Here is an 18,720-nt window from a genome sequence, read left to right as displayed (position 1 = left end):
CGCATTCCTGACCGTGGAACTCACGCCCGGTAAAGTGCCTCGACCTCGGTGCCGTAGGCGTTCTCGATGGCCTTGCGCTTCAGCTTGAGCGACGGCGTCAGCAGCCCGTGCTCCTCGGTGAACGGCTGGGCGAGGATACGGAAGGTGCGGATCGACTCGGCCTGGGAGACCAGCGTGTTGGCCGCGACCACCGCGCGCCGCACCTCCGTCTCCAGGTCGGCGTCGTGCACCAGGTCGGCCGGGGACATCTGCGGCTTGTTGCGCATCGTCAGCCAGTGCTCGACCGCCTCCTGGTCCAGCGTGATGAGGGCGGCCACGTAGGGGCGGTCGTTGCCGACGACGATGCACTGGTTGACCAGCGGGTGATCGCGCACCCGCTCCTCCAGCAGACCGGGGGAGACGCTCTTGCCGCCGGAGGTCACCAGGATCTCCTTCTTGCGGCCGGTGATGGTGAGGTAGCCGTCCTCGTCCAGGGAGCCGAGGTCGCCGGTGGCCAGCCAGCCGTCGTGCAGGGTCTCGTCGGTGGCCTTCGGGTTGTTCAGGTAGCCCTCGAAGACGTTGCCGCCGTTCAGCCAGATCTCGCCGTCGTCCGCGATGTGCACGGTGACGCCCGGAACGGGCTGCCCGACGGTGCCGTAACGGGTGCGCTCGGGCGGGTTGGCGGTGGCGGCCGCCGTGGACTCGGTCAGACCGTAGCCCTCGTAGATCTGCACGCCCGCGCCCGCGAAGAACAGTCCGAGCCGCCGGTCCATCGCCGAGCCGCCCGACATGGCGTTGCGGATGCGCCCGCCCATCGCGGCCCGCACCTTGGAGTAGACGAGCTTGTCGAAGAACTGGTGCTGCATCCGCAGCCCCGCCGAGGGGCCGGGCCCGATGCCCCAGGCCTTCGCCTCCACCGCCTCCGCGTACTTCACGGCCACGTCGACGGCCTTCTCGAACGGACCGGCCTTCCCCTCCTTCTCGGCCTTGCGCCGCGCCGCGTTGAACACCTTCTCGAAGATGTACGGCACGGCCAGGATGAAGGTCGGCCGGAACGCGGCCAGGTCGGGCAGGAGGGCTGCCGCGTTCAGCTGCGGCTGGTGGCCGAAGCGGACCCGGCCGCGGATGGCCGCGACCTCCACCATCCGCCCGAAGACGTGCGCGAGCGGCAGGAAGAGCAGGGTGGCCGCCTCGTCGCCGCGCTTGGAGTGGAACACCGGCTCCCAGCGCTCGATGACGGTGTCCGCCTCGTACATGAAGTTGCCGTGGGTCAGCACGCAGCCCTTGGGGCGGCCGGTGGTGCCCGAGGTGTAGATGACGGTGGCGACCGACTCCGGCGTGACCGCCTTGCGGTGCCGGTGGACCACCTCGTCGTCGAGGTGCGCGCCCGCGTCGTACAGCTCCTGGACGGCGCCGGAGTCCAGTTGCCACAGGCCGCGCAGGTGCGGCAGCCGGTCGATGACCGTGGCGATCGTCATCGCGTGGTCCTCGTGCTCGACGACCGCCGCGGTCACCTCGGCGTCGTACAGCATCCACATGCACTGCTCGGCCGAGGAGGTCGGGTAGATCGGCACCACCTGGGCGCCGATCGTCCACAGGGCGAAGTCGAAGAGGGTCCACTCGTAGCGGGTGCGGGACATGATCGCGACCCGGTCGCCGAAGCGGATGCCCTGGGCCAGCAGCCCCTTGGCGAGCGCCAGCACCTCGTCGCGGAAGGCGCCGGCGGTGACGTCCCGCCACTGCCCGGCCTCGTCCTTGCGCCCGAGCGCTATGTGCCGGGGATCCTCCCGGGCATGCTCGAAGACGACGTCGGCCAGACCGCCCACCGGTGGTGCCAACGTCAACGGAGGACTGGTGAACTCGCGCAAACCCCGCTCCCCGCTTTTCGATGACGCCCCCGCACAGCGCCGTGAAAGCTACCCCACCCGACGCGGGGACGGGAGGGGTGCCAAAATCGAACAGGGCTCATGTTCGCGCTGGTCAGCGAGAGGAAATGCGCTCACATGGGGAAGGGTCGGACAGTTTCCTGACGGTTGAGTAAGTATCGGTGGCCTAATCTCCACCGAATCTGTACGACCCGCTTACCGGCGGTACGGGGCTGCCGGAGCGGACACCTCCTCCTGCGGCGCGGGCGGCGCGGACTCCGTCGCACCGGCGTCCCGGCCCCCGCGGTCGGCCTTGACCAGGACGAGCACCAGGACCCCGGCGACCGCCGCGACCGCGCCCGCGGCCACCGCCGCCGCGTTCAGTCCGGAGGCGAACGCGGAGCGCAGCGTGTGCTCGCCGAACACGTCCCGCAGGGCGCCCGCCGCACCGCCCGCCAGTCGGTGCGCCGCGTCGTGCGGCAGCGTGCCCTCCATCCGCGAGGTCAGCACCGTGCCGAACACGGCGATACCGAGCGCGTACCCGAGCTGCCGGAAGGTGTTGACCGCGCCCCCGGCCATGCCGGCCCGGTCCGCCGGGACCGCCGCCAGCGCCGCGCCCGCGATGCCGGGCGACACCAGGCCCGTCCCGACGCCCACCAGGAGCAGCCCCGGCACCAGGGCCGACGCACCGGATCCCGCGTCCAGGAACGCCATGCTGAACTGGCCCGCCGCGATCAGCAGCAGCCCGCCGCCGATGGTCAGCCGCGCCGGCACCCCGTGCAGCAGCCGCCCGCCCGCCGCCGCCACCACGAACGACGCCAGCGACAGCCACACGAACACCAGACCACCGCGCACCGGGCTCATCCCCAGCAGCGTCTGCAGCCATATGGAGGTGTACGCCATCACACCGAACGCCGCCGCGTTGAAGGCCAGCCCGCCCAGCATGACGCCGGAGAACGCGGGCCGCAGGAAGAGCCGCGGATCGAGCAGCGGATCGGCGACCCGGCGCTCCACCGCGACGAACGCGCCCAGCGCCACCACCGCGAGCACGAAGGAGGCGAGGGTGCCGCCCTCCGTCCAGCCGTGCGAACCGGCCCGCACCGCCCCGTAGGTCAGCGCCCCGGCGAAGGCCGCGAACGTGGCCGTACCCGCCCAGTCCACGCGGCGCCCGGCCGCACCGCGGGACTCCGGCACCACGCGCAGCGTCAGCCAGACCGCCGCCACGCTCACCGGCAGGTTCACCCAGAAGATCCACCGCCAGCCCGGACCGTCGGTGAGCAGCCCGCCCAGCACCGGCCCCACGGCCGCCGCCGCGCCGCTGACCGCACCCCACACGCCGAGCGCCATCGACCGCCGGCGCCCCTGGTAGACCGAGCCCAGCAGGGGCAGCGTGGTGGCGAACATCGCCGCCGCGCCCACGCCCTGCAGCCCGCGCGCGGCGACCAGCATGCCGGGTCCCGTGGCCAGCCCGCACAGCAGCGACGCCACCGCGAACAGCACCACGCCCGCCACATGCACCCGGCGCCGTCCCAGGACGTCGGCCGCGGCGCCCAGCCCCAGCAGCAGCGCCGCCAGCGCCAGCGCGTAACCGTCCATCACCCACTGCAGATCGCTCAGCGAGGCGTGCAGCCCCCGGGCCATGTCCGGCAGCGCGACGACCGCGATCGTCACGTCCAGCAACAGCATGAACGTCCCCAGGCACACCGCCGTGAGCGGCCCCCATGTACGCATGTTCCGTCTTCTTCCTGTGTGCTACGAGTGTCTGTACCTCCGTACGATGAACCGGCGCCGACAGATTGCCCCCGTCACCGGCGCCCACGTGACGGAACCCGATGGGAGATCGCGCATTGCGGATGGAATCCGACACCTTCGACGAACTCGACCTGCGCGTGCTCGACGCCCTGGAGGCGAACGGCCGCGCCTCCTTCAGCCGCATCGGCGCGGTCCTGGGCGTCTCCGACCAGACCGTCGCCCGCCGCTACCGCAGGCTGTGCGCCGAGGGCGGCCTGCGGGTGGTCGCCGTCCGCGACGCCGAGCGGCTCGGCCAGGACCACTGGACGCTGCGGCTGCGCTGTGTGCCCGACAGTGCGCTCGCCATCGCGGACGCGCTCGCCAAGCGGCCCGACACCAACTGGATCGGGCTGGCCGCCGGCGGCACCGAGGTCGTCTTCGGCACCCGGCCGCGCAGCCCGGGCGACCGGGACGACCTGCTCCTCGGCAAGCTGCCGCGCACCCCGCGCGTACTGGAGATCCACGCCCACCAGATCCTGCACCGCTTCTACGGCGGACCCAGCGGCTGGCTCCGCAAGTTCCGTGTGCTCGGTGACGACCAGGTCGCGGCGCTGCGGCCCGACCACGGTCCGGCCTCGCCCGGACCGGCCCGCATCGACCTGGAGGACGAGCCGCTGCTCGCCGTCCTGGAGCGCGACGGGCGCGCCGGGTACCCCGAGCTGCAACGCGCCACCGGCCGCTCCGAGTCCGCGGTCAAACGCCGTCTGGCGGCGCTGTTCGCCTCCGGCGCCGTGTACATCGACGTGGAGTACCACTCGGAGATCCTCGGCTATCCGACCGCCGCCGCCCTCTGGCTCACCACCAGCCCGGCCGCCCTCCACCGGGTCGGCGAGGCCCTCGCCGCACACGAGGAGATCGCCCACGCCGCCGCCACCGCGGGCCCCTCCAACATCGTCGCCACCGCGGTCGTGCGCAACACCGCCGACCTCTACGCCTACCTCAGCGGTCCGCTCGGCCGCCTGGAGGGTGTCCAGCACGTGGAGGCGTCGCCGTTCCTGCGCCGGGTCAAGCAGCTCACCTATCCGAGGCCCGCCCGCTGAGGCCGGTGCAGCCGGTCGCCGCCCGCCAGGACCGCCGCCGCCAGCGCGTCCGCGGCGTCCTGCGCCGAGGGGCGCCGCCGACCGTGCACCAGCACGAAGTCCACACCGCCCAGTTCGGGCAGCCCGGCCCGGTCCGGCACCCGCACGAGACCGGGCGGGACGAGTCCGCGTGAGTGCGCCATCACGCCCAGGCCCGCGCGGGCGGCCGCGATCAGGCCGTTCAGGCTGCCGCTGGTGCACGCGACGCGCCACTCCCGGCCCTCCCGGTGCAGGGCGTCCAGGGCGAGCGCGCGGGTGATGCCCGGCGGCGGATAGACGATGAGCGGCACCGGGCGGTCCGGGTCCAGGCGCAGCCGCTCCGCGCCGATCCACACCAGCCGGTCGCTCCAGACCTGCTCGCCCCGCGGGTCCTCGGGCCGCCGCTTGGCGAGCACCAGGTCCAGCTTCCCGGCCGCCAGCCGCTCGTGCAGCGTTCCCGACAGCTCCACCGTCAGCTCCAGGTCCACTTCCGGGTGGTCGTGCCGGAAGCCCTCAAGGATCTCCGGGAGCCGGGTCAGCACGAAGTCCTCGGACGCCCCGAAGCGAAGCCGCCCGCGCAGCCGGGTGCCCGTGAAGAACGCCGTCGCCTGGTCGTGCACCTCCAGGATCCGGCGCGCGAAACCGAGCATCGCCTCCCCGTCCTCCGTCAGTTCCACCGAGTGCGTGTCCCGGCTGAACAGCTGCCGTCCGGTGGCGTCCTCGAGGCGCCGCACGTGCTGGCTCACCGTCGACTGGCGCAGCCCGAGCCGCCGGGCGGCCTGCGTGAAGCTCAGCGTCTGGGCCACGGACAGGAACGTACGCAGGTGGGTGGGGTCGTACATGACGCCAGGCTACCGGTGATCGGGAATCGTGATGACAGTCAGAGCGGTGTACCGGATTCCCGATCGCCGGGTGGGGGAGCACGATGGAGCGGGGACCCGTGACCCCCGCGAACGAGTAAGCAGCGAGCAAGTGGAGCACCGTGAAACGCCTGCGTTGGCCGAGTTGGATGCCGATCGACCCGTACGTCCTGCTGCTGCTCGGCACGGTGGGTCTCGCGGCGCTGCTGCCGGCCCGCGGTACGGGCGCCGACGTCGCCTCCGGCGCCTCGACCGGCGCGATCGCGTTCCTCTTCTTCCTCTACGGCGCCCGGCTCTCCACCCGTGAGGCGATGGACGGCGTACGGCACTGGCGGCTCCACGTGACCGTGCTCGCCTGCACGTTCGTCGTCTTCCCGCTGCTCGGTCTCGCCTCCCGCGGACTGGTCCCGGTGTTCCTGACCGACCCCCTCCAGCAGGGCCTGCTCTTCCTCACCCTGGTCCCGTCGACCATCCAGTCCTCGATTGCCTTCACCTCCATCGCCCGCGGCAACGTGCCCGCCGCGATCTGCGCCGGGTCCTTCTCCTCGCTGGCCGGCATCGTCGTCACCCCGTTGCTGGCCGCCGCCCTGCTGGGCGGCGGCGGGGGCGGGTTCTCCGCCGACTCGTTGGTGAAGATCGTGCTGCAACTGCTCGTGCCGTTCGTGGCCGGGCAACTGCTGCGCCGGTGGATCGGAGGCTTCGTCGCCCGGCACAAGAAGGTGCTCGGGCTCGTCGACCGCGGCTCCATCCTCCTGGTCGTCTACACGGCGTTCAGCGAGGGCATGGTCCAGGGCATCTGGCACCAGGTGAGCCCGGTGCGGCTGGCCGGGCTGCTGGGGGTGGAGGCGGTGCTGCTGGCCGTGATGCTGGTGCTGACCTGGTACGGGGCGAAGGGGCTCGGCTTCGGGCGGGAGGACCGGATCGCGATCCAGTTCGCCGGGTCCAAGAAGTCGCTCGCCGCCGGGCTGCCCATGGCGAGCGTCCTGTTCGGTGCCCAGGCCTCGCTGGCGGTACTGCCGCTGATGCTCTTCCACCAGATGCAGCTGATGGTCTGCGCCGTGATCGCCAAGCGGCGCTCCCGCGACCCGGAGGCGGTCGCCTCGCAGGAGCCGGCCGCCCCGGCGCGCACCGCGGTCGGCACCGGCAGCCGGTCCGCCTGAAGCGTCCGCACCCGCGTGGTGACGGCCAGCCGCCCGAGGCCGAGGGGTCCGTGGGCCCGTCCGGTCTCGTCCGGGTGCCGGACCCCGGCGACCGCCGCAAGAAGGCGGCGTCGCTCACCCCGGAGGGCGGCTGTGTGCTCGCGCGCCGCGAGGACGAGCGGCGCGGCTGACGGACCTGGCCCGGCGGACCGCCGGTGCGGCGGAGGCGGAGGGCTGACGGGGTCGAGGCGGGGCCCCGGCGGCGCAGGGGGCGCTCCCCGCCGGCAGGGGCCCCGCCGCCGTGCAGCGGGGAGCCGGGTCAGCCCTGGGCGGCCGCGGCCCGCAGGGCGACGCGGTCCTCGCCCGCGTACACGTTCATGGAGCTGCCGCGCAGGAAGCCCACCAGTGTCAGTCCCGTCTCGGCGGCGAGGTCCACCGCGAGCGAGGACGGCGCCGACACCGCGGCCAGCACCGGTATGCCCGCCATCACGGCCTTCTGCGCCAGCTCGAAGGAGGCCCGGCCCGACACCAGCAGGACGGAGCGCGACAGCGGCAGGTCCCCGTTCTGCAGGGCGCGGCCGACCAGCTTGTCGACCGCGTTGTGGCGGCCCACGTCCTCCCGTACGTCCACCAGCTCGCCGTCCTCGGTGAACAGCGCCGCCGCGTGCAGGCCGCCGGTCCGGTCGAAGACCCGCTGGGACGCGCGCAGCCGGTCGGGCAGGTCGGCCAGCAGCTCCGGGGCGACACGGACCGGGGGAGTGTCAGCGATGGGCCAGCGGGCCGTCGTACGCACCGCGTCCAGGCTCGCCTTGCCGCACAGTCCGCAGGACGAGGTGGTGTAGACGTTCCGCTCCAGCGTGATGTCCGGGACGCGCACACCGGGGGCCGTCCGCACGTCGACCACGTTGTACGTGTTGGAGCCGTCGACCGTGGCGCCCGCGCAGTACACGATGTTCTGGAGGTCGGCCTGCTCGGCGAGCACGCCCTCGCTGACCAGGAAGCCGGCCGCGAGTGCGAAGTCGTCACCGGGAGTGCGCATGGTGATGGCGAGGGGCTTGCCGTTGAGCCGGATCTCCAGCGGTTCCTCGGCGACGAGTGTGTCCGGGCGGGTGGAGACCGCCCCGTCCCTGATGCGGATGACCTTGCGTCGTTCCGTGACTCGTCCCATGTTCGTGCCCCTTGCGCCGGTCGGTTTGCCGGTCAGTCCCGGTTCTGTACGTGCTGGTAGCCGAAGCGGCCCTTGATGCACAGGTTGCCGTGGGTCACCGGGTTGTCGTGCGGAGAGGTGACCTTCACGATCTCATTGTCCTGCACATGGAGCGTGAGATTGCAGCCCACGCCGCAGTACGCGCACACCGTCGTCGTCTCGGTCTGCCGCTCCTCGTCCCAGGTGCCCGCCGCGCGCATGTCGAACTCGGACTTGAAGGACAGGGCGCCCGTGGGGCACACCTCGATGCAGTTTCCGCAGTACACGCAGGCGGAATCGGTCAGCGGGCCGTCGTGCTCGACCGAGATCCGGGCGTCGAAGCCACGGCCGGAGACGGAGATGGCGAAGCTGTTCTGCCACTGGTCGCCGCAGGCGTCCACGCACTTGTAGCAGAGGATGCATTTGCCGTAGTCGCGCACGTAGAGGTCGTTGTCGAGCCGCGGTTCCTCGTCGACGCGGGCCGCGTCCGGGCCGAAGCGGTCGGGCTTCGCCTCGTACTCCTTGATCCACTGTGCGGCCGAAGGAGTGGTGGAGAGGTCGACGGAGGAGGCGAGGAGTTCGAGGACGACCTTGCGGCTGTGCCGGGCGCGCTCGGTGTCCGTGCGCACCACCATGCCGGGCTCGGCCCGGCGCGAGCAGGCGGGCGCGAGGGTCCTGGCGCCCTCGACGTCCACCACACAGACCCGGCAGGCGTTCTTCGGGGTGAGCGTGTCGCCCTCGCACAGGGTCGGGACGTCCTTCCCGGCGGCCCGGCAGGCGTCGAGGATGGTCGATCCCTCGGGGACCCGGGCCTCCTGGCCGTCGAGGGTGAACTCCACCAGGCGGCGAGGGACTCCGAGCGGTATCGCGGTCATTCGTACGCCCCCAGACGGTCGATGGCGGATTCCACGGCGTTCCACGCGGTCTGTCCCAGACCGCAGATCGAGGCGTCCCGCATCGCACGGCCGACCTCGCGGAGCAGGGCGATGTCGTCGGCCGCCGCGGCGCCCGTGCGGTCGGCGATCCGGTGCAGCGCCTCCTCCTGGCGGACGGTCCCGACCCGGCACGGCACGCACTGCCCGCACGACTCGTCGCGGAAGAACTCGGCGATGCGCAGGAGCAGGCGGGGGAGCGGGACCGTGTCGTCGAAGGCCATGACGACGCCGGAGCCCAGCGTCGTGCCCGCCTCGCGGGTGCCTTCGAAGGTGAGCGGGATGTCCAGCTCGTCGGGGCGGACGAAGCCGCCCGCCGCGCCGCCGAGCAGGACCGCGCGGAGATTGCCGCGGACCCCGGCGAGGGTGAGCAGCTCGCCGAGCGTCGCGCCGAAGGGGAGTTCGTAGACCCCGGGGCGGGCGACGGTGCCGGACACGCAGAACAGCTTCGGGCCGGTGGATGTGGGGGTGCCGATCGCGGCGTACGCCTCGGCGCCCATCGTGAGGATCGGCAGGACGTTGACCAGTGTCTCGACGTTGTTCTCGACGGTGGGTTTGCCGAACAGGCCCTTCTCGACCGGGAACGGCGGCTTGGAGCGGGGTTCGCCGCGGCGGCCCTCGATGGAGTTGAACAGGGCCGTCTCCTCGCCGCAGATGTACGCGCCCGCTCCGCGCCGTATCTCGATGTCGAAGGCGTAGCCCTGGCCGAGGACGTCGTCGCCGAGGAGGCCGCGGGTGCGGGCCTGCTCGACGGCGTGGGTGAGGCGGGCGAGGGCGCGGGGGTACTCGCCGCGGAGGTAGAGGTGGCCCTGGTGGGCGCCGGTCGCGTAGGCCGCGATCGTCATGGCCTCGACCAGGGCGTACGGGTCGCCCTCCATGAGGACGCGGTCCTTGAAGGTGCCCGGCTCGGATTCGTCGGCGTTGCAGACGAGGTGGTGCGGGTGGTCGGGCTGGGCGGCCGTCGCCTGCCACTTGCGGCCGGTGGGGAAGGCGGCGCCGCCGCGGCCGACGAGGCCGGCGTCGGTGACCTCGCGGATGACGGCGGCGGGGCCGAGTTCGAAGGCGCGGCGGAGGGCGGTGTAGCCGCCGTGGGCGCGGTAGTCGTCGAGGGAGGCGGGGTCTGTGGTGCCGATGCGGTGGAGGAGGGTGAGGGTGGGGGAGCCGGTCTGGGGGACGGCGGTTTCGGGGGCGGGTTCGGCGGGGGCGGATTCGGGAGCGGTGGCTGTGCGGACGGCGGTGTCCGGGGTGGCGGGGGCGCATACGGCTGTGGCGTGGAGGGTGGTTCGCCCCCGCCGCCCCTTCCCGTCCCCGTCCCCGGGGGCTGCGCCCCCGGACCCCCCTTCGGCCTGAACGGCCTCGTCCTCAATCGCCGGACGGGCTGGAGTGTCCCCCTGCGCCGGACGGGCTGGAGTGTCCCGCTGCGCCGGGCGGGCCGGAGTGTCTCCCTGCGCCGAACGGGCCGCAGCGCCTGCCCGGATCGCCAGGGCCGCCGGGGCGCGCTCGCACAGGCCCAGGCACGGAGAGCGCTCGACCTGCACCCCGCTCTCCGGGCCCAGGCGCGCTTCCACGGCCGCGCACAGTTCACTCGCCCCCGCCGCCGTGCAGGCAAGGTCGGTGCAGAGGTGGAGGACCGTGGCGGGGCGGGGGCGGACCGAGAACATCGCGTAGAAGGTGGCCACCCCGTACGCCTCGGCCGGGGGGACGGTCAGGCGGCGGCACACGTAGTCCAGGGCCCCCTCGCTGATCCAGCCGACGCGGTCGTTGAGTGCGTGCAGGGCCGGCAGGAGCTGGTCGCGGCGCTCCCGGGCCTCCCGGCCGCCGCGGGCCCATCTGAGGTCCGCGTCGGAGCGGTCGGCGCCCTCCCAGGAGGACTCGGGCGGGCCGAGGAGGGCGTCGACGGCCGCGCGTTCCTCGTCCGTCGGCTTGCTGTCACCGAAGCGCAGGTCCACCGGTGCTCACCTTCTCGATCCGGATCGCCGAGGCCTTGAACTCCGCCGTCCCGGCGATCGGGCAGTTGGCCTCGATGGTCAGCTGGTTGGTGTCCACCTCGTCGGGAAAGTGGAAGCTCATGAAGGCCAGGCCCGGACGCAGGGCCGTGTCGACCCAGACGGGCGCGAGGAGCGAACCGCGCCGGGAGGTCACCCGTACTTCCTCGCCGACCACCACTCCGTAGCGTTCGGCGTCCTCCGGGCAGAGTTCGACGGACTCGCCGCGGCGCAGGGGGGATGCGTAACCGCCGCTCTGCACCCCCGTGTTGTAGGAGTCGAGGCGGCGTCCCGTGGTGAGCCTGATCGGGTACCGCTCGTCGGTGAGGTCCACCGGCGGGTCGTGCCGAACGATGCCGAAGGGGGCGAGGGCCCCCCGGTGGACCGGGTCCGGGTCCCACAACCTGCCGTGCAGGTAGGGCGGTTCCAGCTGCTCCGTGCTCGGGCACGGCCACTGGATGCCCTGGTGCTCCTCCAGGCGGGCGTACGTCATGCCGTGGTGGTCGGGGGAGAGGGAGCGCAGCTCGTTCCAGACCGCCTCCGCGTCGGCGTACTTCCAGTCGTGGCCCAGGCGGGCCGCGAGGTCGCAGAGGATGTCGATGTCCTCGCGGGCCTCACCCGGTGGACTGACCGCCCTGCGGACCCGCTGTACGCGTCGCTCGCTGTTCGTGGTGGTGCCCTCCGTCTCCGCCCAGCCGGCGGTCGCCGGGAGGACCACGTCGGCCAGTTCGGCGGTCTTCGTGAGGAAGATGTCCTGGACCACCAGGAAGTCCAGGGCGCGCAGGCGGCGTACCGCCTGTTCCGCGTCCGCCTCCGACTGGGCCGGGTTCTCGCCGATGCAGTAGACGGCGCGGAGCGTGCCGTCCTCCATGGCCTCGAACATCTCGGTCAGGGTGAGACCGTGGTGGGGCTCGACCACCGTGCCCCACACCGTCTCGAACTTCCGGCGGACCTCCGGGTCGAGGACGTCCTGGAAGCCGGGAAGCCGGTTGGGGATGGCGCCCATGTCGCCGCCGCCCTGCACGTTGTTCTGGCCGCGCAGGGGCTGCAGGCCGGAGCCGTAGCGGCCGACGTGGCCGGTGAGCAGGGAGAGGTTGATCAGGGCGCGGACGTTGTCCGTGCCGTTGTGGTGCTCGGTGATGCCGAGGGTCCAGCACAGCTGGGCGCGCTCGGCGCGGGCGTAGGCGTGGGCCAGTTCGCGGATGGCGGCGGCCGGCACGCCCGTCACCTTCTCGGCGAGGGAGAGGGTCCAGGGCTCGACCAGGGCCTTGTAGTCGTCGTAGCCCGTCGTCGCGCGCTCGATGAACGCCTCGTTGGCCAGGCCCGCGTGGATGATCTCGCGGCCGACCGCGTGGGCCAGCGGGATGTCCGTGCCGACGTTCGGGCCGAGCCAGCTCTCCGCCCACTCGGCGGTCGAGGTGCGGCGCGGGTCCACCGCGTACATGCGGGCGCCGCCCCGTATGCCCTTCAGGACGTGCTGGAAGAAGATCGGGTGCGCGAAGCGGGCGTTGGAGCCCCACATCACGATGACGTCGGTGTGCTCGATCTCCTCGTAGGAGGAGGTGCCGCCGCCCGAGCCGAAGGCCGCGGAGAGGCCCGCGACGCTCGGCGCGTGACAGGTGCGGTTGCAGGAGTCCACGTTGTGGGTGCCCATGACCACCCGGGCGAACTTCTGGGCGACGTAGTTCATCTCGTTGGTCGCCCGCGCGCAGGAGAACATCCCGAACGCGTCGCGCGCGGCCGCCAGGCCCCGGGCCGTGCGGTCCAGGGCTTCCTCCCAGGTCGCCCGGCGGAAGGGCTCGTCGCGCGAGTCCCGGACCAGGGGGTGGGTGAGGCGGGTGTAGGTCTTGGGGGTTCGGTCGCGTTTCCTCATGCGGCGCTCCTCAGCGCGAGCAGGTCCGACAGTGCGTGCACGGTGCGCAGCGTGGGCACCGGCACCCCGGTGATCTCCGCCAGTTCGACGACGGCCGCGAGCAGCACGTCGAGTTCGAGCGGCTTGCCGCGCTCCAGGTCCTGGAGCGTGGAGGTGCGGTGGTCGCCGACCTTCTCGGCACCCGCGAGCCGGCGTTCGATGGAGACGCCGACCTCGCAGCCGAGGGCACCGGCGACCGCCAGCGTCTCGGTCATCATGGTCTCGATGACCTCCCTGGTGCCGCCGTGCAGGCACATCTGCCGCATGGTGGCCCGGACCAGGGCGCTGATCGGGTTGAAGGAGATGTTGCCCAGCAGCTTCAGCCAGATGTCGCTGCGCAGGTCGGGCTCGACCGGGCACTTCAGGCCGCCCGCCCGCATCGCCTCGCTGAACGCCAGACACCGCGGCGAGACGTCCCGGCCGGGCTCGCCGACCGAGAACCGGGTGCCTTCCACGTGGCGTACGACGCCGGGCCGTTCCAGTTCGGTGGCCGCGTACACGACGCAGCCGACGGCCCGTTCGGGCGCGAGCACCGCACTGACCGCGCCGGCCGGGTCCACGCTTTCGAGGCGGCGTCCGTCGTAGGGGCCGCCGTGCCGGTGGAAGTACCACCAGGGGATGCCGTTCTGGGCGGCCACGACCGCCGTCGTCTGGTGCAGCAGCGGCTCGATCAGCGGCCCGCACGCCGCGTACGAGTTGGCCTTCAGACCCAGGAACACGTAGTCGGCCGGGCCGACTTCGGCCGGGTCGTCGGTTGCGCGCGGGTGCGCGGTGAAGTCGCCGCGCGGGCTGCGCACCCGTACTCCGTACTGCCTCATGGCCGCCAGATGCGGTCCACGGGCGATGAGATGCACGTCGGCGCCCGCACGGTGGAGCGCGGCGCCGACGTAGGCGCCGATCGCCCCGGCGCCGAGGACTGCGACTTTCATGGCGGGGGAGCTCCGTTCGGTCGAGGGATACCGAGGAACCGGGAAGAGACAGGCCGACGAAGTCTCGATGGTGTCGACGAAATATTGTCTACAGTATGGAGGTTGGGGCGGCAAGGCTTTGTGCAGCAGTAGTGGTGGTCTGTAGTTGTGTGCTCAACAGTCTTCTCAAGCGCTTTCCGGATGCCTACGGTTGGGGACCCATGAGCCCCCCCGTCGCACCCCCGGGCTGGAGCCGCTGGCTCGTACCCCCGGCCGCCCTCTCGGTCCACCTCTCCATCGGCCAGGCCTACGCCTGGTCCGTGTTCAAACCGCCCCTGGAGTCCGCGCTCGGCCTCAGCGGCACGCAGAGCGCGCTGCCCTTCCAGCTCGGCATCGTCATGCTCGGTCTGTCGGCCGCGTTCGGCGGCACGCTGGTGGAACGGCACGGCCCGCGCTGGGCGATGACCGTCGCCCTGGTCTGCTTCTCGTCCGGCTTCCTGCTCTCCGCGCTCGGCGCGGCGGTGGAGCAGTACTGGCTGATCGTCCTCGGCTACGGCTTCGTCGGCGGGATCGGCCTCGGCATCGGCTACATCTCGCCGGTCTCGACGCTGATCAAGTGGTTCCCGGACCGGCCGGGCATGGCCACCGGCATCGCCATCATGGGCTTCGGCGGCGGCGCCCTCATCGCCTCGCCCTGGTCGGCGCAGATGCTGAAGTCCTTCGGCACCGACAACTCGGGGATCGCCCTCGCCTTCCTCGTCCACGGACTGACGTACGCCGTCTTCATGCTCCTCGGCGTGCTGCTCGTGCGCGTGCCGCGGCCCAGGGAACGGGCGAACGGCAGGCCCGCCCCGCTCGAAGGCGTCCAGGTCTCGGCGCGCTCGGCCATGCGCACCCCGCAGTTCTGGCTGCTGTGGATCGTGCTCTGCATGAACGTCACGGCCGGCATCGGCATCCTGGAGAAGGCCGCACCGATGATCAGGGACTTCTTCGCCGACACGGCCACCCCGGTGTCCGTGACCGCCGCCGCCGGCTTCGTGGCCCTGCTGTCGGCGGCCAACATGGCGGGCCGGATCGGCTGGTCCTCCACCTCGGACCTCATCGGACGCAAGAACATCTACCGCGTGTACCTCGGCGTCGGCGCGCTGATGTACGCCCTGATCGCGCTGTTCGGCGACTCCTCCAAGCCGCTGTTCGTCCTGTGCGCCCTGGTCGTCCTGTCCTTCTACGGCGGCGGCTTCTCCACCGCCCCCGCCTACCTCAAGGACCTCTTCGGCACCTACCAGGTCGGCGCGATCCACGGACGGCTGCTCACCGCCTGGTCGCTGGCCGGCGTCCTCGGGCCGCTGATCGTGAACTGGATCGCCGACCACCAGGAGGAGGCGGGACGGCACGGGTCGGCGCTGTACGGCACGTCCTTCCTCATCATGATCGGGCTGCTGGTCGTGGGCTTCGCCGCCAACGAACTGATCCGGCCCGTCCACGCCCGGCACCACGAACCCGCCGCCACCGTCCCCGAGCAGAAGGAGGGCAACGATGTCCCCCGACAGCAGCCAGAGTCCGCCTGACGCGGCCGGTCTGCCCGACCGGCGGCCGCTGATCGCCTTCACCTGGCTCTGGGTCGGCGCTCCGCTCGCCTACGGGCTGTACGAACTTGTCCGGAAGGCGACCCAGCTTTTCACCGGATGAGGGCGGACGTGGGTGCGGAGATGCCAGGTCGGCGATGGATGCTGACCGAAGCCGACAAGCCGGGCGCCGGTTTCCTGTCGTAACACCTGCCGCCGTACCCGTCGGTCACTGATCACACTAGTGGATCCCGTACCCCCGAGGCAGCGAGGATTCCACCCATGCAGTACGGCTCCCGGATCACCGCCGTCGGCCACCACCAGCCCGCCCGGGTCCTCACCAACGAGGACCTGGCGGGCATGGTCGACACCAGCGACGAGTGGATCAGGAGCCGGGTGGGCATCCGTTCGCGCCGGATCGCCGGACCCGACGAGCCGGTCGACGAGCTCGCCGGCCACGCCGCCGCGAAGGCGCTCGCGGCGGCCGGGCTGACCCCCGCCGACGTGGACCTGGTCGTGGTCGCCACCTCCACCGCGATCGACCGCTCGCCGAACACCGCCGCCCGGGTCGCCGCCCGCCTCGGTGTTCCCGGCCCGGCCGCGCTGGACGTCAACGTCGTGTGCGCGGGTTTCACGCACGCCCTGGCCACCGCCGACCACGCCGTACGGGCCGGTTCCTCCAGCCGGGCACTGGTCATCGGCGCGGACAAGATGTCCGAGGTCGTCGACTGGACCGACCGCAGCACCTGTGTACTGGTCGGCGACGGGGCGGGGGCCGCCGTCGTCGAGGCCTCGGCACCGGGCGAGGAGGCGGGGATCGGGCCCGTGCTGTGGGGGTCGGTGCCCGAGATGGGCAACGCGGTCCGCATCGAGGGGACGCCGCCGAGATTCGCGCAGGAGGGGCAGAGCGTGTACCGCTGGGCGACCACCCGGCTGCCCGCCGTCGCACGCCGGGCGTGCGAGCGGTCCGGTCTCGAACCAGCCGACCTCGCCGCGGTCGTGCTGCATCAGGCCAACCTGCGCATCATCGAACCCCTCGCGGCGAAGATCGGCGCCGTCAACGCCGTCGTCGCCCGCGATGTCGTCGAGTCCGGCAACACCTCCGCGGCGAGCATCCCGCTGGCACTGTCCAAGCTGGTCGAACGGGGCGAGATCACCACCGGCGACCCGGTGCTGCTCTTCGGCTTCGGCGGCAACCTCTCCTACGCCGGACAGGTCGTCCGCTGCCCCTGAACGGCCCCGCCCGGCCGTCCCGTGTGACGTGGCCTACACACCGGCTCCGGACCCCCGCCGCGCCGTAGACTGTAGACGAAAGACAATCAATACTGCGCGTACCGAGGATCGCGGGTACTGGTTGTGAGCCGGCCGTCGAGGGGGGACCGATGTTGTCCGCAGGACTGCCGCAGGGCGCGGTGCCCAAGCTGGAGCGACCCGGCCCGCTGCGGGACCGGGTCTACGAGGCGCTGCTCGAACTCATCACCACACGGGCCCTCCAGCCGGGCCAGCACCTCGTCGAGAGCGAACTCGCCGGACACCTCGGGGTGTCGAGGCAGCCGGTGCGCGAGGCGCTGCAGCGGCTCAACACCGAGGGCTGGGTCGATCTGCGGCCCGCCCAGGGCGCCTTCGTGCACGAGCCGACCGAGGAGGAGGCGGACCAGCTCCTGACGGTCCGTACGCTCCTGGAGGCCGAGGCGGCTCGGCTCGCCGCGGCCAACGCCTCCAGTGCCGGCATCGCCGCGCTGGAGGAGCTGTGCGAGGAGGGGGAGCGGGCCGTCGCCGCCGAGGACGTGGACGCCACCGTCGCCTACAACGCCCGCTTCCACGGCAAGGTCATGGAGCTGGCGGGCAACACCGTCCTCGCCGAACTCGCGGCCCAGGTCGACCGCCGGGTCCGCTGGTACTACACCCCGGTCGCCCGGCAGCGCGGCCGGCAGTCCTGGATCGAGCACCGCAAGCTGATCGCCGCCATCACCGACCGGGACGAGCAGTCGGCGACCCGGCTGATGCGCGAGCACACGGAGCACACCCGGCGTTCGTACCACGCGCGCGGGGATTCGTAGGGCCAGAGCCCTCCTGGAGCCCCTTCAGGACCCCATCGAGGTTTGATCACAGACCGCCCGGCATGTCGGCCGGGCGGTCTCGTCGTGCCCGGAGCCGTCCCGCGCCGCACTCTCCTTTGTCCTCTCAGTGGAGAAAGTTGGCAGCAATTCATGCGTGACTTCTTCCCACACCCGGCGCCCACTGCTACGTTCCCTCCGAAAGCAAGCCACCGGACGAGGCCGGAAGACCGGCACACTCACAGCCGATTGAGGCGGGGAGGGGCTCGTGAGACGCATGACCGCACGACCCGCGAACGCCCACCAGGCACGACTGCTCCAGCTGTTGCGCGACGGTGGGCCCAACTCCCGCGCCCAGCTCGGCGACCAGGTCGACCTCTCCAGGTCGAAACTGGCCGTCGAGGTGGACCGGCTCCTGGAGACCGGACTCGTCGTGGCCGACGGACTCGCCGCCTCGCGCGGCGGGCGCCGCAGCCACAACGTCCGCCTCAACCCCGAACTCCGCTTCCTGGGCGTCGACATCGGCGCGACCTCGGTCGACGTCGCCGTCACCAACGCCGAGCTGGAGATCCTCGGGCACATCAACCAGCCCCTGGACGTGCGCGAGGGCCCGGTCGCGGTCTTCGAGCAGGTGCTGTCGATGGCCGCCAAGCTGCGCGCCTCCGGGCTCGCGGAGGGCTTCGACGGCGCCGGCATCGGCGTCCCGGGGCCGGTCCGCTTCCCCGAGGGCGTGCCGGTGGCGCCGCCGATCATGCCGGGCTGGGACGGCTTCCCCGTGCGGGAGGCGCTCAGCCAGGAACTCGGCTGCCCCGTCATGGTCGACAACGACGTGAACCTGATGGCGCTGGGGGAGCAGCACGCGGGGGTCGCCCGCACCCAGCACGACTTCCTCGTCGTCAAGATCGGTACCGGCATCGGCTGCGGCATCGTCGTCGGCGGCGAGGTCTACCGCGGAACCACCGGCAGCGCGGGCGACATCGGGCACATCCAGGCCGTGCCAGAGGGACGTCAGTGCGCCTGCGGCAACCGGGGCTGCCTGGAGGCACACTTCAGCGGCGCGGCCCTGGCCCGCGACGCCACGGAGGCCGCCCAGCAGGGCCGGTCGGCCGAGCTCGCGAACCGGCTGGAGGCGAACGGGGGCCTCAGCGCCGCCGACGTCGCCGCCGCGGCCGCCGCGGGCGACGCCACCGCACTGGACCTGATCAGGGAGGGCGGCCGCAGCACCGGCCAGGTCATCGCCGGCCTGGTCAGCTTCTTCAACCCGGGCCTGGTGGTGATCGGCGGCGGGGTGACCGGCCTCGGCCACAACCTGCTCGCCGCGATCCGTACCCAGGTCTACCGCCAGTCGCTGCCTCTCGCGACCGGCAACCTGCCCATCGTCCTGGGGGAGTTGGGCCCCACCGCCGGAGTCATCGGCGCGGCCCGGCTGATCAGCGACCACCTGTTCTCACCCGCGTAGCACCGTTCGGTTCCGCAGCTCCAC

15 protein-coding genes are annotated in these 18,720 nt (G+C 72.2%); 7 read left to right on the top strand and 8 right to left on the bottom strand.

Going from position 1 to position 18,720, the window contains the following annotated elements; all coding sequences use genetic code 11:
* Nucleotides 1-20 precede the first annotated feature (20 nt).
* Nucleotides 21-1,847 carry an AMP-dependent synthetase/ligase gene (locus ACIQFU_RS13165; RefSeq protein ID WP_402551100.1) on the bottom strand — a complete coding sequence of 609 codons (1,827 nt, stop codon included), beginning with the start codon at nucleotides 1,845-1,847 and terminating at the stop codon, nucleotides 21-23.
* 213 nt (nucleotides 1,848-2,060) lie between these two features.
* Entirely contained in the window at nucleotides 2,061-3,575 is a 1,515-nt protein-coding gene (locus ACIQFU_RS13160; protein ID WP_402551099.1) for an MFS transporter, read from the bottom strand.
* A gap of 122 nt (nucleotides 3,576-3,697) precedes the next feature.
* On the opposite strand from ACIQFU_RS13160, the gene ACIQFU_RS13155 reads away from it, so the two are divergent.
* On the top strand, nucleotides 3,698-4,675 hold the full coding sequence (locus tag ACIQFU_RS13155) for an Lrp/AsnC family transcriptional regulator (protein WP_402551097.1): 978 nt from the start codon (nucleotides 3,698-3,700) through the stop codon (nucleotides 4,673-4,675).
* Here the strand turns inward: ACIQFU_RS13155 and ACIQFU_RS13150 are convergent.
* On the bottom strand, nucleotides 4,654-5,535 hold the full coding sequence (locus ACIQFU_RS13150; RefSeq protein WP_402551095.1) for a LysR substrate-binding domain-containing protein: 882 nt from the start codon (nucleotides 5,533-5,535) through the stop codon (nucleotides 4,654-4,656). The genes ACIQFU_RS13155 and ACIQFU_RS13150 overlap by 22 nt on opposite strands.
* A gap of 140 nt (nucleotides 5,536-5,675) precedes the next feature.
* Between ACIQFU_RS13150 and ACIQFU_RS13145 the strand changes: the two genes are divergently transcribed.
* Entirely contained in the window at nucleotides 5,676-6,713 is a 1,038-nt protein-coding gene (locus ACIQFU_RS13145) for a bile acid:sodium symporter family protein (protein WP_402551093.1), read from the top strand.
* Between the two features lie 298 nt (nucleotides 6,714-7,011).
* Here ACIQFU_RS13145 and fdhD read toward each other — a convergent pair whose 3' ends face one another.
* The 5 genes from fdhD to ACIQFU_RS13120 are packed head-to-tail and all read right to left on the bottom strand — an operon-like array spanning nucleotide 7,012 to nucleotide 13,636.
* On the bottom strand, nucleotides 7,012-7,860 hold the full coding sequence (gene fdhD, locus ACIQFU_RS13140; protein WP_402551091.1) for a formate dehydrogenase accessory sulfurtransferase FdhD: 849 nt from the start codon (nucleotides 7,858-7,860) through the stop codon (nucleotides 7,012-7,014).
* Nucleotides 7,861-7,892: 32 nt separating this feature from the next.
* Nucleotides 7,893-8,753 carry a 2Fe-2S iron-sulfur cluster-binding protein gene (locus ACIQFU_RS13135; RefSeq protein WP_402551090.1) on the bottom strand — a complete coding sequence of 287 codons (861 nt, stop codon included), beginning with the start codon at nucleotides 8,751-8,753 and terminating at the stop codon, nucleotides 7,893-7,895.
* A complete protein-coding gene (locus tag ACIQFU_RS13130) occupies nucleotides 8,750-10,759 on the bottom strand; it encodes an NAD(P)H-dependent oxidoreductase subunit E (protein WP_402551089.1) in 2,010 nt (669 codons plus the stop codon). The genes ACIQFU_RS13135 and ACIQFU_RS13130 overlap by 4 nt, the downstream gene beginning before the upstream one ends.
* Nucleotides 10,740-12,668 (bottom strand): molybdopterin oxidoreductase family protein, encoded by a 1,929-nt coding sequence (locus ACIQFU_RS13125; RefSeq protein ID WP_402551087.1) that lies wholly within the window; start codon nucleotides 12,666-12,668, stop codon nucleotides 10,740-10,742. The genes ACIQFU_RS13130 and ACIQFU_RS13125 overlap by 20 nt, the downstream gene beginning before the upstream one ends.
* Entirely contained in the window at nucleotides 12,665-13,636 is a 972-nt protein-coding gene (locus tag ACIQFU_RS13120) for a 2-dehydropantoate 2-reductase (RefSeq protein ID WP_402551085.1), read from the bottom strand. The genes ACIQFU_RS13125 and ACIQFU_RS13120 overlap by 4 nt, the downstream gene beginning before the upstream one ends.
* Nucleotides 13,637-13,836: 200 nt before the next feature.
* Here ACIQFU_RS13120 and ACIQFU_RS13115 point away from each other — a divergent pair, with 200 nt between their 5' ends.
* The 5 genes from ACIQFU_RS13115 (at nucleotide 13,837) to ACIQFU_RS13095 (ending at nucleotide 18,696) form a co-directional block, all read left to right on the top strand.
* Nucleotides 13,837-15,183, top strand: coding sequence for an OFA family MFS transporter (locus ACIQFU_RS13115; protein WP_402551083.1), 1,347 nt, complete (start codon nucleotides 13,837-13,839; stop codon nucleotides 15,181-15,183).
* The gene (locus ACIQFU_RS13110) at nucleotides 15,152-15,304 is read left to right on the top strand and encodes a hypothetical protein (protein ID WP_402551081.1); all 153 of its coding nucleotides are present in this window, start codon (nucleotides 15,152-15,154) and stop codon (nucleotides 15,302-15,304) included. Before ACIQFU_RS13115 ends, ACIQFU_RS13110 begins: the two co-directional genes overlap by 32 nt.
* A gap of 158 nt (nucleotides 15,305-15,462) precedes the next feature.
* Nucleotides 15,463-16,413, top strand: a complete 951-nt coding sequence (locus ACIQFU_RS13105; RefSeq protein ID WP_402551079.1) for a beta-ketoacyl-ACP synthase III — start codon at nucleotides 15,463-15,465, stop codon at nucleotides 16,411-16,413.
* 149 nt (nucleotides 16,414-16,562) lie between these two features.
* The gene (locus ACIQFU_RS13100; RefSeq protein ID WP_402551078.1) at nucleotides 16,563-17,240 is read left to right on the top strand and encodes a GntR family transcriptional regulator; all 678 of its coding nucleotides are present in this window, start codon (nucleotides 16,563-16,565) and stop codon (nucleotides 17,238-17,240) included.
* A 274-nt stretch (nucleotides 17,241-17,514) separates the two neighbouring features.
* Nucleotides 17,515-18,696 (top strand): ROK family protein, encoded by a 1,182-nt coding sequence (locus ACIQFU_RS13095; RefSeq protein WP_402551076.1) that lies wholly within the window; start codon nucleotides 17,515-17,517, stop codon nucleotides 18,694-18,696.
* Nucleotides 18,697-18,720: the final 24 nt, after the last annotated feature.

It is taken from the genome of Streptomyces sp. NPDC093065 (assembly GCF_044754585.1).
Classification (GTDB): Bacteria; Actinomycetota; Actinomycetes; order Streptomycetales; family Streptomycetaceae; genus Streptomyces.
The sequence above is the reverse complement of the archived record's forward strand: the minus strand, read 5'-3'. Positions and strand labels throughout refer to the sequence as shown.

What these genes read in the sequence shown, in the direction of transcription:
- ACIQFU_RS13160 (WP_402551099.1), bottom strand. Translation starts at nt 3,575, where the DNA reads ATGCGTACATGGGGGCCGCTCACGGCGGTGTGCCTGGGGACGTTCATG.
- ACIQFU_RS13155 (WP_402551097.1), top strand. Translation starts at nt 3,698, where the DNA reads ATGGAATCCGACACCTTCGACGAACTCGACCTGCGCGTGCTCGACGCC.
- ACIQFU_RS13150 (WP_402551095.1), bottom strand. Translation starts at nt 5,535, where the DNA reads ATGTACGACCCCACCCACCTGCGTACGTTCCTGTCCGTGGCCCAGACG.
- fdhD (WP_402551091.1), bottom strand. Translation starts at nt 7,860, where the DNA reads ATGGGACGAGTCACGGAACGACGCAAGGTCATCCGCATCAGGGACGGG.
- ACIQFU_RS13135 (WP_402551090.1), bottom strand. Translation starts at nt 8,753, where the DNA reads ATGACCGCGATACCGCTCGGAGTCCCTCGCCGCCTGGTGGAGTTCACC.
- ACIQFU_RS13125 (WP_402551087.1), bottom strand. Translation starts at nt 12,668, where the DNA reads ATGAGGAAACGCGACCGAACCCCCAAGACCTACACCCGCCTCACCCAC.
- ACIQFU_RS13120 (WP_402551085.1), bottom strand. Translation starts at nt 13,636, where the DNA reads ATGAAAGTCGCAGTCCTCGGCGCCGGGGCGATCGGCGCCTACGTCGGC.
- ACIQFU_RS13115 (WP_402551083.1), top strand. Translation starts at nt 13,837, where the DNA reads ATGAGCCCCCCCGTCGCACCCCCGGGCTGGAGCCGCTGGCTCGTACCC.
- ACIQFU_RS13110 (WP_402551081.1), top strand. Translation starts at nt 15,152, where the DNA reads ATGTCCCCCGACAGCAGCCAGAGTCCGCCTGACGCGGCCGGTCTGCCC.
- ACIQFU_RS13105 (WP_402551079.1), top strand. Translation starts at nt 15,463, where the DNA reads ATGCAGTACGGCTCCCGGATCACCGCCGTCGGCCACCACCAGCCCGCC.
- ACIQFU_RS13100 (WP_402551078.1), top strand. Translation starts at nt 16,563, where the DNA reads ATGTTGTCCGCAGGACTGCCGCAGGGCGCGGTGCCCAAGCTGGAGCGA.
- ACIQFU_RS13095 (WP_402551076.1), top strand. Translation starts at nt 17,515, where the DNA reads ATGACCGCACGACCCGCGAACGCCCACCAGGCACGACTGCTCCAGCTG.